Source organism: Bradyrhizobium sp. GW821-FHT13H05 (assembly GCF_058804065.1).
Genome location: NZ_JBXAPO010000006.1, coordinates 175,546 through 189,290, shown reverse-complemented (window position 1 = coordinate 189,290; position 13,745 = coordinate 175,546). Strand labels below are relative to the sequence as shown.

The window sequence follows — 13,745 nt, the reverse complement described above, 5'->3', positions numbered from 1 at the left end:
CTCATGTTTTGGCTCCGCTCGCAAAGATCTTTCCCGGGTTCATCAGTCCGTGGGGGTCGAGCGCGGTCTTGATCGACCGCATCACGTCGACGGCCTCGCCGAGCTCGTCGGCGAGATAATCGATCTTGCCGAGGCCGATGCCGTGCTCGCCGGTGCAGGTGCCGTCCATGGCGATGGCGCGGGCGACCATGCGGCCCTGAAGCGCCTTGGCGCCTTCGGCTTCTTCCGGCCTGGCCGGATCGATCAGGATCAGCATGTGGAAATTGCCGTCGCCGACATGGCCGACGATCGGCGCGGTGAAGCCATGTTCGTCCGCGTCGCGCCGCGTCTCGGTCAGGCATTCCGCCAGCCGCGAGATCGGCACGCAGACATCGGTGATCACGGCGCGCGCGCCGGGCCGCAGGCCGAGGCCGGCATAGAGCGTGTTGTCGCGGGCGTGCCAGAGCCGGCTGCGGTCTTCCTGCGCTTTGGCCCAGGCAAAGCCATGACCGCCATGGTCGGCGGCGATCGCCTGCGCGGCCTCGGCCTGCTCGGCGACGGAGCTCTCGGAACCATGGAATTCGAAGAACAGGGTGGGGGCCTCGCGATAGCCGAGCTTGGCGTAGGCATTGATGCCGCGCATCATGACGTCGTCGACGAGTTCGATGCGCGCCACGGGGATCGCGGACTGGATCACGGAGATCGCGGTGTCCACGGCGCTGTGCAGGGTGTCGAAGCTGCAGACCGCGGCCGAGATCGCCTGCGGCACGGGATGCACCTTCAGCGTGATCTCGGTGATGAGGCCGAGCGTGCCTTCGGCGCCGACGAACATGCGCGTCAGGTCGTAGCCCGCGGCCGATTTGCGGGCGCGCCGGGCGGTCCGGATCACGCGACCATCGGCCAGCACCACCTCCAGCGCCATGACATTGTCCTTCATGGTGCCGTAGCGCACCGCCATTGTGCCGGAGGCGCGCGTCGACGTCATGCCGCCGATCGAGGCGTCGGCGCCCGGATCGATCGGAAAGAAAAGTCCGGTGCCGCGCAGCTCGGCGTTGAGCTGCTTTCGCGTGATGCCGGGCTGCACTACGACATCCATGTCGCTGTCGTGCACGGCCAGCACCTTGTTCATGCGCGCAAAGTCGAAGCAGACACCGCCTGCGACCGCGGCCGCATTGCCCTCGAGCGAAGTGCCGGCGCCGAACGGGACGATCGGCATCCCCGCGTTTGCGCACAGCTTGACGATCTCGATCACTTCCTGCGTGGTTTCAGGGAAGACGACGATGTCAGGCGGCAGGCTCTGATAATGCGACTCGCTCTGGCCATGCTGATCGAGCACGCCGCGCGCGACGCTCGCGCGCGGACCGATCATGCCCGTGAGGCGATCGGCCAAAGCTGTTGTGCTGACCCGCGGTCCCATCCTTGCTCCCTGTCTGCCCCGATGACGGACTCTTGCCGGTCCGTTAGCGTTGTGGTTCGGCTTAGGCGGCTCTTGCGCTGCTCGCAACCTGCTTCAGGCCGAAATCGTAGTTGAGATGAAAATACTCGCCGTCCACCATGCGACCATCCGGCGCACGGCCGGCCGGGTGGCGGACGAACTCGCGGATCAGGCTGTCCTTGACGCCGAACACCACGTCGCTGTCGAGATATTTGTCGCCGGCGACGAACACGTGGGTGACGAGCTGCTCGAAGCCGGGCGCTGAGATCATGAAATGCACATGCGCCGGACGCCAGGGATGGCGGCCCTGCACCTCCAGCATCTCGCCGACCGGGCCGTCATGCGGGATCGGATAGGCCGCCGGCTTGATCGACCAGAAATGGAAGCGGCCATGGGCGTCGGTGTGGAAGCGCGCGCGCATCGCGAGATCGCCGATGTCGTCGAGCTGCTGCACATCGTAATAGCCGTCGTCGTCGGAGTGCCAGACGTCGACGATGGCGCCCGCCAGCGGCTTTCCATCGACGGTCGAGACCGAGCCGGTCACCAGCATCGGGTCGCCTTCCATCGGGCCGGAGATATCGGCGCCGCTATCCTTTTCCGGCGCGGCCTGGACGAAGAACGGTCCCAGCACCGTCGTCTCGGTCGCACCTTCCGGCACCGGATGGTTGATGGCGTCGACCAGCATGGAGACGCCGAGCGTGTCCGACAGCAGGATGAACTCCTGGCGCTTGTCGTCGCACATGTGGCCGGTGCGGGTCAGGAAATCGATGCCGTATTCCCATTCCTTCTGGGTCGGCCGTATCTCACGGACGAAGGCGTGCAGGTGACGCACCAGCGCTTCGCTGACTTGCTTGATCCGGGGATCGGTGGCATCCGCAATCCGCTCCAGCACCGCGTCCGTGATCGTGTTTTCGTTGAAGTTGCGCATCTGTTCCTCAGAGTTTCGGTTCGCCAAGCCCGGACAGTCGTTCCAGGTGCTTGACGGTCGCGATGAAGTCGGCCTCGCCGTCGCCCTGCGCGACCAGCGAGCCATAGGTCTCGCGCACCTGTGCGGCGAGTTGGAGCGGCACGCCGACGGCGTGGCCCGCGCCGAGGATGAGATCGAGGTCCTTGGCCATCTGCTTGCAGGAGAAGGTGGACTCGAAATCCCGCGTTCGCAGCGGCGCGGTCTTGTACTTCACCATCGGCGAAGCCACCGCACTGTCGTCGAGCACCTTCAAAATGTCCTGCCAGGCGATGCCGCCCTTGCGCGCCAGCGCCAGGCTCTCCGCCATCATCGCCGCCGACACCGCGATCATCAGATTGACCGCGAGCTTGGCGTAGCGCGCTTCCTCGCCGGGCCCGAGATAGGTCTGGGCGCGGGTGAAGGCGGCGAACAGCGGCCTTGCGTTGTCGAAGGCGTCCTTCGGTCCGGAGACGAAGCAGGTCAGGGCGCCGGTATGAACGATGCTGGCATTGCCGGAGACCGGCGAGCGCAGATAGGCAATACCGCGCGCCTGAGCGGCGGCTGCGACTTCAGTGGAGGCCTCGACGCTGACGGTGCTGGTCTCGATCAGGACGGCTCCGGGCGCCATCGCGGCGATGAGGCCAGCGGGACCGAGCAACACCGCGCGCAAGGCGGTGTCGTCGGGCAACGACGTGACGACTGCTGCCCGTCCGGCAACCGCTTCGGCCGGCGAGGCGGCGATGCCGATACCTTGCGAGCGCGCCTCGTTGATCCGTGCCGCGCTCTGGTCGAACGCGGTGACGGCATGGCCGGCCTTGGCGACGAGCACCGACATCGGCAGGCCCATCTTGCCGATCCCGATGAAAGCGACATTCCTTGGTGTGTCTGTCATTGCTGTTGTCCTTGGGACGCTCAGGCGGCGCGACCCTGTCGTTCGATGTCCTGCACCAGCCGCCGGCCGGATTGCGCCAGCAACTCCTTCTTCGTCTCCAGCCCGTCGACCAGCAGCCGGCCGTTCCGTTTCTTCCAGGCGCCGCCGATCATCACGGACTCGATATTGGCGAGGCTCGTTTGCATCACGACGGTCGCGACGGGGTCGTGCACCGGGACGAGGTTGAGATCGGAAGCGCTGATGACGACGAGGTCAGCGAGTTTTCCGGGCGTCAGCGAGCCGATCTGATCCTCGCGGCCGAGCATGCGCGCGCCTTCCGTCGTGATCCAGCGTAGCGCCTCGCGCACGGGGATCGTGGTGGTCGCCGGAATGCTGCCGCTTGCCTTGCGCGAGTCCGCGTTGTCCAGCGCCCGCTGCGTCGACAGCGCGACGCGCGCGACGGAGAGGAGATCGCCGGCCAGCACGGATTCCAGATCGATGCCGATGGTCGGTCGCACGCCGCGCTTCAGAAGGCGGCCGGTGATTGGAAAGCCGTGCCCCTGGATCATCTCGTTCTCCGGTGTCACCGAGAACGAGACGCCGAGATCGACCATCCGGTCGAGCAGATCATCAGGCAGATCGTTGCCATGGACGATGTTGATTCCAGCGCCAACGAGCCCAGCCTCGATCAGCTTCTCCCAGCCGCCTTGCGTCTTGGCCGGCCCGCCGCCCTGGTGCATCGAGGCGATCAGCTTGAGCTCGCGCGCCAGGCGGAAATCGTGCATGGCGACGTCGAGCGTCGAGTAATGCGGACCCAGGATGGCGAGCCCGAGCGTGACGAGGCCGTCGCGGTCGGCGAGAGGGCCGGCGAGCAGCCGCTCGATCTCGCGGCGCGGATGCGGAATCTCGGAGAAATGCGGCTCGCCCGGCTTCGGCTCCGGCTTTGGCGAACCATGAAAGAACGCGGCGCGGATGCCGCTCTCGATCAGGCCGCGCACGGCGGCGTCGGTATGATCGGGGGTCGGATTGTTGTGGCACCAGTCGACCAGCGTCGTGGTGCCGCAATTGATCTGGTTCAGCGCGCCGACCAGCGTGGCGATGTAGATATCGTCGGGCCGGAACACGGTCGCGAGCCCGGCATGCATGCGGCGGAAATATTCCAGCAGCGTCCAGTTCGCGGCATAGCCGCGCAAGCCCGTCTGCCAAGTGTGCATATGCGCGTTGATCAGGCCGGGGATGACGATGCGGCCTGTAGCATCGACGATCTCCGTCTCAGCCGCGCCGCTGCCGAGGTCGACCGATGGGCGCACGTCGACGATGCGGCTGCCCTCAACCAGCACATCGCCGGTGCTGAGGTCGCCGATCGCATCATCCATGCTGATGACAGTGGCGGATTTGATCAGCGTGCGCCGCATCGCCTTAAGCCGCCGCTTTGATGGGAACAGGCGGCTCGCCGGCCCAGGCGCGCGCGATCAGGTCGCGGATGGCATTGCGCTCGAGCGGCCGCGGGTTCCAATAGGCGTTGGTGACGGCGAGATCGGCGGCCTTGTCGATGCCGCTCTCGGGCATGCCGATATCGCGCAGCGCGACTTTCGCACCCAGCCGCTTCGCGAGGTCGAAAAGTCCCTGCGAGGCATCGGCGACGCCGATTGCGCGCGAAATCCGCGCCATGGCCTTGGGCACGGCTGGCGCGTTGTAGGCCAGCGCATGCGGCAGCACGATGGTGTGGGTTTCGGCGTGCGGCAGATCAAATGTGCCGCCAAGCGTGTGGCAGAGCTTGTGATGCAGCGCCATGCCGACCGTGCCGAGGCAGACGCCGCACAGCCAGGCGCCATAGAGCGCTTCGGTGCGGGCGTCGCGATCATCGCTGTTGGCAGCAATGGCGGGCAGGGCGCGTGCGAGTGCGCGGATGCCTTCTTCTGCCATCAGTGAGGTCACGGGATTGGTGTCGCGCGCGTAAAGCGCCTCGACCGCATGCGCGATCGCGTTGATGCCCGATGTTGCAGCGAGACTTGCCGGCAGCGTCAAGGTGAGATCGACATCGTAGATCACGGTCTCCGGCAGCACGGCGGCATCGCGTACCGTGGTCTTCAGGCCATTCTCGGTCTGCCCGACGATCGGCGTCATCTCCGAGCCGGCGTAGGTGGTGGGAATGCAGAGCTGGTTGATTCCGGTGCGCAGGGCCAGCGCCTTGCCAAGGCCCGTCGTCGATCCGCCGCCGAGCGACACGACGCAATCGGCCTCGCACGCCTTCATCGCCGTGAGCGCCCGCTCGGTAACGTCAACCGGCGTATGCATGGTGGCGCCCGGAAAGATGCCGGCATAGAGCGGGCCGAGCGCGGCACCGAGGTTTTTGCCTTGCGCCTCCTGCTGCGGCGTCGTCAGCACCAATGCGCGCTTGCCGCCGAGCCGCTCGACCTCGGCCTTGGCGCTAGCCAACGTTCCGCTGCCGAACACGACGCGGCAGGGCAGATTTTCAAAGGCAAACGAACCGATCATGCGCCGGTCTCTTTGATGGGATAATCGACCTGGAAGCGTCCGATCCGCAAGTCGCCCAGCGCCTCGCGGACGCGCAAATGTTCGGGGTGATTGGCATAGGCCGCGAGCGCGGCGTGGTCGGTGAATTCGGAGAAGAGGACCACGTCACAGGCGTAGTCGACAGCACTGACATCGACGCCGACCTCGATATGGGTGAGGCCGTCGATCCGGCCGCGCAGGCCCTCGAAGAGGGCTTTGACCTTGAGCCGGGCGGCGGAGCGCTCTTCCTGCGTCTCCCCGCGCAGCCGCCACATCACGATGTGCCTGATCGGGCCCGACATTTCCCTGTTTCCTCGCCTACCATCTTGCGTGCGTTGCGGCCATTTTGACTTGCGGGATACGGAAATAAAGGCCAATAATTGTAAGTCTCTTTTCCTAAAAGTGGAAAAATGGATCGCCTGCTGCAATTGGAGGTGTTCGCCAAGACGGCCGAGCTCGGCAGCCTGTCCAAGGCCGCGGAGGCCTTGCGCATGTCGAATGCGGCCGCGAGCCGCTATCTCAGCGCACTGGAGGAACGGCTTGCCGTCCGGCTGATCGAGCGCAACACGCGGCGGCTGTGGCTGACCGAGGCGGGGCAGGAGCTCCTGGAGCGGTCCAGCCGAGTCTTGAGCGAGCTGGCGGAAGCCGAGGACATCGTCAGCGATCGCGCGCTGTCACCGCAGGGCACGCTCCGCGTCACGAGCTCGCTGTCCTTTGCGGTGATCTATCTGGCGCCGATGCTGCCGGCCTTCCGCGCGCGCTATCCAAAGCTGAACATGCAGATCACCACCGCCAACCGCTATCCCGATTTCATCGAAGCGGGCATCGACGTCGCGATCCGCACGCGCGAGCAGGAGCCGGATTCCAACATCATCGTTCGCCGCATCGGCCAGATGCGGCGCGTGCTCGCTGCCGCACCGTCCTATCTCGCAGGCGCAGGCGAGCTGGAGCAGCCCGCCGATCTCGCGCGCCACAACATGCTGGTCTACAATCTCGCCAACGATCCCTATTCGCTGCGCCTGCGTAAAGGCCATGGCGCGCAGACGGTCCGCATCACGCCGACGCTCGACAGCAATGACGGCCAGGTCATCCGCGGCGCGGCGCTGGCGGGTCTCGGCATCCTCATCCAGCCGCTCTACATCGTGCAGAGCGACATCGCAGCCGGCCGTCTCGTCCCGGTGCTGCCGGACTGGGAGCTGCCTCTGCTCACCATGAACATCGCCTACCAGAACCGTGCCGGCCTGCCTGCCAAGATCAGGGCCTTTTCCGATTTTCTCGTCACCTACATCCGCGAGCATTCGGAGCCGGGGATCTGGATTGACGCGGCGAAGTGAGGGCCGTCTCGAATTTTGCGCCTGCGGGCCGATTAAGCCAGATCCGATCTCGACTTGAGCCGAACCGCTGCCGGCGATGGGCCGGCGGCGGTTCTACTGTGCATGGGGTTGTTTTGCCGATTTTTATTGGCTTCGCCGGTTGGCGCGTCAGCAGGCGGTATATGGACTGGTTCGCGAAGGCATGACGGCCGATGGAAATTTATTCATGAAAGTGCGGGTCTTGGGTTGAACGCGCGATCCGTCGATCACCTCGAGCCGGCCGCAGCGGTTCAATGTGTGCAATTTCCTGCCGGGCCATGCCGGTCCGGGTCTGAGCGAGTGGCGGACGATCTGCTTGAAGGTCGTCGGCGACAGCTCGACAATTTCCGCGAGGCCGAGCGCTGCGCCGTATCCCCCGGCGCAATCCTGCACCGGGCGCCACAGCCTGTCGTTGATGGTGACGAAATTCCCCGCGGGTCGCGTGCTCGCGCGGTCGATCAGGACCGGGTTGCTGGCATGGGGCAGCCACGGGCCGAGAAGGTGGTCGGCGTGGTAGATCGCCAGCGAGTCCGAATAGCCGCCGGTTCCGTCGCGCCAGGCGCCAAACAGATAGTGCAGGCCGTTGTGCCGCGTGATCGTTACATCGGCGAGTTCGAGGCCCGAGAGCAGCGTTGCGTGCCGCTCCCATTTGTCCGGAAACCGGACGCATTTGTAGAGGGCGACGTCGCCGTGGAGCGAACTCTCCGGGATCATCCACAACTCGCCATCGTCCTCGATCAGGAACGGATAGGAAAGGTGCCAGGGCTCTTCCAGCACGGGCACGACGTCTCCGACCGGACCGGCGTCACCGAACTCGATCGCCGAGATGACGCCCTTGCCGACGCGGTGATCGAGATCCTCAAAGAAGACGAATGTCCGTCCCCGCCACGTGATGGGAAAGGGATCGGCGTAGAAATGGTGTCCGGGATCGCCGAGGATGTTCCAGCCCGGTCCGGAAAGATCTCCCGTCTGCCAGACGCCGGCATTATCGTTGAAGCGCCAGCCGATGTGCCAATGCGGGGCGTAGCAGCAGAGGCGGTAGATCTCCTTGGCAATCGACACGGCGAGGCCGCGCGCGACATAGCCGACAGGTCCGTGGCGGTGCGTGGCACCGGCAGGACGCGAAAGCTGCGGCACAATGCGCGGCCGTCCCGACAGGATTGCCGCCACCATGGTCAGGGTGCGTGCCACGACCGTGTCGAGCGCGCCGCTCAGGCCGGCAGCAATCTCTCCGGAGGGGTGGCCGCGATCGAGGACTGCACCGTCGATCTCGTTGACGATCTCGATCATCGGCAGGTCGCCGGCAAGGATGGCGGCCAGCGCGGCATTCTCGCCGGCCGCGCCGTTGAACAGCGGGCGGAGATACAATTGAGCCGAACAGTCGGGGTCCCGCGCGGCGCCCGTGAAATCGACGATCACGTCGGCCGCGCTGGTGCGAGCGTGCGTCCGCTCCGGAATGAGCTTCAGCCTGTCGGCACCACCGGCTTTGCCCTTGCGCAAAACCACGCGTTCGAGCTCGAACAGTGCGTCGAGACCTGCGGGCCGCGACTCCGCCGCTTCAGTCCATGCGATTTGCACCGGAACGTCTCGGCCGTCGACCGACAACGTGTCGCGGCTCATCCACTGCCGCGCATGCTCACGTTCACAGCGAAACTCGATGATCATGTCGAGCCGATCTATCCCAACGTATCAGGTCAAATGACTTGGCCGAGAATTCGAACGTATTCTTCCACCATGGCGTCTACCGAATAGCGCAGCTTGAGACCCCTGGCGTTTTGTCGCAGCTCGTCGCTCAGAGCTTGGTCGGTCAGCAGCCTGGAAACGGCCTCCGACAGTTTTGCGTGATCGGAGGCATCGACGAAGAGCGCCGTCGGCTTGCCTTCGAATGACAACACCTCGCGCAGCACGGGAAGATCGGTGACTACGGAGGGGACGCCGGCATTCGCGGCCTCGACTGCGGCCAGACCAAAGGTTTCGGCCTGCGTCGGAAACACGAACACGTCGAGACAAGCGAGAAAGTCCGCCATGCGGCGCGGCGGGATATCTCCGAGCAGATGCAACCTGTCTGAGACTTTCAACTCATCCGCCAGCCGCCTCAGCCGGGCCTCGTCGGCGCCCTGGCCGGCCAGCGCGAGGTGCCAGGATGGCTGATCCGGCAACAGACGTATCGCCGCATCGAGCCGCTTGTGCGGATGCAGCCTTGCGGCGCAGCCGAGCAGGACGCGATCCGGCGGCAGGCTGAATTTCTCTCGTGCAGTGGCCTTGGACAGCGTGAGCGCCTTGTCGTCGAAGCCGTGCGGGACATGGACCATGCGCGAGCGGTAGGCGGCGGGATAGCGCGAATATTCGCGCAGCATGTCCTGAGAATTGAGCGTGATGCAGTCGAAGAAGCCGAGGCTGCCCATGATGATATCGGCGGTGCGGACCGGCCAGCTCATCGCCAGCGCGGATGACACCTGATTGGCTACGACAGGTGCGCGGCAAACGAGGCGCGATGTGCCTGCACCGATGACGTTGCCGAAATGCTGGAAGGTCAGAATGGCGTCGGGCTTGGTGGTTCTGATATGACGCGCGAGCCGCCACAGCATTCGCAGCAGTGCAAACGGATTTCCCGGCCGGCTCGGCGCGCAGTAGAGCGTATCCGGCGGCTCGTCGAAGGACTCCGATTTGCGGAAGAAGAACAGATTGGTGACCCGATAGCCGCGCGCGGTCAGACCGGCGCCGAGCAGCCTCGAGATCTCCTGCGCGCCTGCGTTCTCGGCCTGGGTTTGCACGAGCAGCACGTGCGGCCTTGGTCCGCCGCTGTCTGGTCCTGCGAGTGATGCTGCGGTCGAAGGCAGCTTCGGTGCATCGCCCAGTTCTGCGCCTGGTTGGTAATGGAGCACGGATCCCGACCTGCTAATGAAACGTTCACCTTCTTTAACCCGGTACCTACCATGCGGGCATCGCGCGGACACCGACTAGCAATAAACGGAGTTAATGCCCCGCGCTTCGGAAGGGCATCGCCACAGGCAAATTCCAGCAGTTCCCGCCTGCGTGACGCGTGCGCATTAACCAATTGGTCATCGTCGCGCGGAGGGAGGGTAACTGCCGATTAACCATAGATATTTACGGTGGCACAGGCCACTGAACAGTGTTCGCCAGTTGAATCCGAGTAAAGTCCATGACGTTCGGTCGCGGCGCAGAGCCGATAAGTTCCGGATCGACCGGTGTCGCCGCGTCGTGGCAGACCAGGAGTGCGTCGAACGGTGAGGCTGGCGGAGCCGCCGCGCGTCTTGGCGGCGTGCTGACCGCTAAAGGTGCACTCACCTTCATGCGGGACAATGCCCGCCGTATCCTGACCCTTGCTCTTGCGATCTTCGCCCTCGGCGTCGTCGTTCTCGTGGTGATCCCGGCTCGATTTGCCGCGACCGCGCTGGTCGTCGTCGATCCCCGCGAACAACGCGTGACCGCGGACCAGGACGTTTTGCCGGGCATCGGGCAGGATAGCGCGGCGCTGCAAAGCCTGGTCGAGGTGGCGAAGTCCGACGGCTTTCTCAACCCGCTGATCGAGCAGCTCAAGGTTCGGGATGACGAAGACATTTCGGGCGGCCATACCGACCCGACGCGGCTGCTTGAGAGATTCCGCAACCGTCTCGATATTTCCCGTCGCGGCCTCACTTACGTCATCGCCATCCGTTTCACCTCGAACCGGCCAGAGCGAGCGGCTTATTATGCCAATGCGATCGCGGAAGCGTTCGTCGCAAGCCAGACTCGCAACCGCACCGATGCGACCGACGAGGCGGCGGACTGGCTCGGCGGCCGGCTCAAGACATTGAACGACCGGTTGAGGGCGTCGGAGGATGCCGTTGCCACGTTCAAGCTCGAGCACAGGATCGTCAACGCGGGCAAGGATGCTACGACCCAGCAATTGCGCGTGACCGAGCTGTCGCAGCAGGTTGCCGCTGCGCGCGCCCGGACCGAAGAGGCGAAAGCGCGCTACGAGCAGGCGCAGCGTGACGTGAAGGCGAATGTCGAGGCGCCCGCCAAGCAGGATCTGCTGAGCGCGCTGCGCGCCCAGCGCTCGGCGCTCAACGACCAGATCGCGCAGAAGCGGGCGGTGTTCGGCGATCGCCATCCCGATCTCGTGATGTCGTACAGCCAGCTGAACGATCTCAACAGGCAGATCGAGGTCGAGCGAAGCAAGGGCATCGACACAGCCAAGTCGGAATACGAGGCCCAGCGCGATCAGCAGAAGGCGCTGGAGAGCCAGATGAAGGCGGCTGAATCGCAGCTGCTCGTCGACGGTCAGGCTCTGGTGAAGCTCCAGGAACTGCAGCGGGACGCCGAGGCCAACAGGAACATCTACGAGCAGTTCCTCTCGCGCTCCAAGACGACGAACGAGCAGCGTCTCTTGCAGAGTTCGCAGACCAAGATTGCGTCCTCCGCCATCCCACCTCTGCGTTCGACCCTTCCACCGCTGCCCTTGCTGCTCGCAGCTCTCGCGATCGTCTCGCTGCTGACATCGACGGCGGTCGTTGCCGCCACGGGACGCGGGTCGGACAACAAAGCCGTCGAAGAGGTTCGCAGCCCCGATCCGGCGCCGCGCCAGCCTGCGCCGGCGTGGCCGCGTCCGCCCGTGTGGGCTCGTATTCCCGACCTGGTGCCTGGCGATGCGCCCAGAAACATCTGGCAAGGTCCGGTGTCCGCGACGACGGCTGAGCTCGATCTCGGTCCTTATCTGCGCCCGCTGCTCGAGAGGCTGGAGAAATCGCCTGTACCGCGGGGCAAGATTGCGCTCGTGATGTCGGTCGGCAAGCGGGCCGGCGGCAACACCGTCGCACGATCGCTGAACCGGTGGGCGGTGAACAGGGGAAAGCTGAGCGTGCTCATCCGGGTCGAGCCGGACCTCGGCGGTGCCGGAGCCGGGGAAGCCAGAGGGCACGCGGACGGTTCGACCACAGCAAGCTTTCCCGGTGTTGACGCGCTTCTGAGTGCCGGTAGGCGGCCCGAGCTGTCGCCCGCGGAGGATATCCGTTCCGAGTTCGATCTCATCGTCGTCCATGCCACGTCCCTGGCGTTGCAGCCTGAGGCGGCGGCGCTGGCCGCTCACGCCGATCTGGTCATGCTGGTAGCTCGCGAGGATGCGGTCGATTCAGCCGCAATGCGCAGGGTAACGGCTGCGCTCTCCCGCTTCGGCGGCGTGCCGACCGGGATCGTCGTCAATCGTGTGCCGGCCGATTCAACGTCGGCCCAGCGTCGAGGCGAAGTGTTGGGCCTGGCCGGCTGATCGACGGCTAGTCGGCCGTGTCAGCGCCGCGGACCGCATAGGTGCGGCGTTTCGATGCCGAGAAGCGCAACAGCACCAGAATGGAAGGATCGACTCCGGTCCGCCGCCGGCAGAGGATGTTGAGCGCGATGGTCGCGAGGGCCAGCGATACGGTCGCCGAGATCGCCGCGCCGAGCACGCCGAGCCAGGGGATCAGGACCAGAAATCCGACCAGCCTCAGTGCCACGTTCGCCGCGACGACGGGGACATAGATGCGCTCATGGCCGGTGAGCTGCAATATCGCCGCGGATGGGCCACCCGCCGCCTGAATGGCCGTTCCGATGGCAAGCACGATCAGGACCCAGTGCTGCGCGGCGAAGTGAGGCCCGAACAGGTTGAGAAGATACGGGCTGCCGACCCAGATCAGGAGGAGGCCGCCGGCGACGCAAAGCGCAGTCACTTCCGCCATCAGCTGCAACGTCCGCTCGAACTCTTGGTGGTTCTTGCTGAAATACAGCGAAGGAAGCCGGCGCGCGCCGAAACTGTAGAGCGCAGCCGACAGCATGGCGAAGATGTTGGCCAGGCGCGACGCTGCGAAATAGATTCCGGCGGTCGCCGGATCCAGCAACCAGTAGACCAGGATGACGTCGAAATACTGGTTTGCCGCCTCCAGGATGGAGGCGACCCAGAAATGAAGCGCGCTCGATCGCCAGCGCGAGGTCTCGGAACGCGCGGGCGTGGCATGGAAGTCGGGCAGCGCGCGCACGATCGCAATGATCTGGGCGCCGAGGCCCACCGACATCGCGATCGTCATCACGGCGATCAACTCGGCGGGATCGAGCTGCCGATGACCGAACAACATGGCGAGCAGAAACAGGACGACGATGACCCGCCAGAAGAACTCGCGGTTTCCTTCGCCCATGAGAATACTGACGAGCGAGCGCGCGATCTGGCTGCCAAGCATCAATCCGGCATTTACGGCGGTGTAAGCCGACACCGCGAGGATCAGCAGCCACCAATCGCCCCTCAAGCTCGCGGCCAATGCGACTGCACCGATCGCGATCAGCATCGCGGCGGAAGCGAGCTTGAAGCTCGACAGGAGAACACCTTTGATGAGATCGGGCCTGTCTCCGACGTGATACTCGTTCAGGAATCGTACCAGAAGCGATTCCTGGCCGACCAGTCCCACCACCGCTGCGATCTGGGCAACCGAAAGCCAGGTCGCAAAGATGCCGAAACCATCGGGCGACATCGTCCGTGCCGCCAGCGAGAACAACGCAAATGCAAGCGCGCCGCTCCCAACCTTGAGGAGGATGGTCCCGGCAACACCGCGCGTCACGTCGCGCCGCATGAACTGGATGATGGAATCGATCATGGAAATTTAAGGGGCAACTCTC

The 13,745-nt window shown here is 64.9% G+C and carries 11 protein-coding genes; 2 read left to right on the top strand and 9 right to left on the bottom strand.

What is annotated here, in order from left to right; translation table 11 throughout:
• Window position 1 precedes the first annotated feature (1 nt).
• The 6 genes from AC1RR3_RS20415 to AC1RR3_RS20390 all read right to left on the bottom strand — a co-directional run bounded on the left by AC1RR3_RS20415 (window position 2) and on the right by AC1RR3_RS20390 (window position 6,050).
• Complete coding sequence (locus tag AC1RR3_RS20415) at window positions 2-1,396, bottom strand: FAD-linked oxidase C-terminal domain-containing protein (protein WP_492824903.1); 1,395 nt, start codon at window positions 1,394-1,396, stop codon at window positions 2-4.
• 61 nt (window positions 1,397-1,457) lie between these two features.
• On the bottom strand, window positions 1,458-2,342 hold the full coding sequence (locus AC1RR3_RS20410) for an intradiol ring-cleavage dioxygenase (RefSeq protein WP_492824902.1): 885 nt from the start codon (window positions 2,340-2,342) through the stop codon (window positions 1,458-1,460).
• A 7-nt stretch (window positions 2,343-2,349) separates the two neighbouring features.
• Window positions 2,350-3,252, bottom strand: coding sequence for an NAD(P)-dependent oxidoreductase (locus AC1RR3_RS20405; RefSeq protein WP_492824901.1), 903 nt, complete (start codon window positions 3,250-3,252; stop codon window positions 2,350-2,352).
• A 20-nt stretch (window positions 3,253-3,272) separates the two neighbouring features.
• A complete protein-coding gene (locus AC1RR3_RS20400; protein ID WP_492824900.1) occupies window positions 3,273-4,646 on the bottom strand; it encodes an amidohydrolase family protein in 1,374 nt (457 codons plus the stop codon).
• A gap of 4 nt (window positions 4,647-4,650) precedes the next feature.
• Complete coding sequence (locus tag AC1RR3_RS20395) at window positions 4,651-5,730, bottom strand: maleylacetate reductase (protein ID WP_492824899.1); 1,080 nt, start codon at window positions 5,728-5,730, stop codon at window positions 4,651-4,653.
• Complete coding sequence (locus AC1RR3_RS20390; protein WP_492824898.1) at window positions 5,727-6,050, bottom strand: Dabb family protein; 324 nt, start codon at window positions 6,048-6,050, stop codon at window positions 5,727-5,729. The genes AC1RR3_RS20395 and AC1RR3_RS20390 overlap by 4 nt, the downstream gene beginning before the upstream one ends.
• Window positions 6,051-6,158: 108 nt before the next feature.
• On the opposite strand from AC1RR3_RS20390, the gene AC1RR3_RS20385 reads away from it, so the two are divergent.
• On the top strand, window positions 6,159-7,082 hold the full coding sequence (locus AC1RR3_RS20385) for a LysR family transcriptional regulator (RefSeq protein ID WP_492824897.1): 924 nt from the start codon (window positions 6,159-6,161) through the stop codon (window positions 7,080-7,082).
• Between the two features lie 147 nt (window positions 7,083-7,229).
• Here the strand turns inward: AC1RR3_RS20385 and AC1RR3_RS20380 are convergent, their stop codons facing one another.
• Complete coding sequence (locus AC1RR3_RS20380; RefSeq protein WP_492824896.1) at window positions 7,230-8,765, bottom strand: glucosamine inositolphosphorylceramide transferase family protein; 1,536 nt, start codon at window positions 8,763-8,765, stop codon at window positions 7,230-7,232.
• 29 nt (window positions 8,766-8,794) lie between these two features.
• Entirely contained in the window at window positions 8,795-9,985 is a 1,191-nt protein-coding gene (locus AC1RR3_RS20375; RefSeq protein ID WP_492824895.1) for a glycosyltransferase family 4 protein, read from the bottom strand.
• A gap of 278 nt (window positions 9,986-10,263) precedes the next feature.
• Here AC1RR3_RS20375 and AC1RR3_RS20370 point away from each other — a divergent pair, with 278 nt between their 5' ends.
• Window positions 10,264-12,369: a lipopolysaccharide biosynthesis protein gene (locus AC1RR3_RS20370; RefSeq protein WP_492824894.1), complete on the top strand. Its 2,106-nt coding sequence runs from the start codon at window positions 10,264-10,266 to the stop codon at window positions 12,367-12,369.
• A gap of 7 nt (window positions 12,370-12,376) precedes the next feature.
• On the opposite strand, the gene AC1RR3_RS20365 is transcribed toward AC1RR3_RS20370, so the two are convergent.
• Window positions 12,377-13,723: a lipopolysaccharide biosynthesis protein gene (locus AC1RR3_RS20365; protein ID WP_492824892.1), complete on the bottom strand. Its 1,347-nt coding sequence runs from the start codon at window positions 13,721-13,723 to the stop codon at window positions 12,377-12,379.
• Window positions 13,724-13,745: the final 22 nt, after the last annotated feature.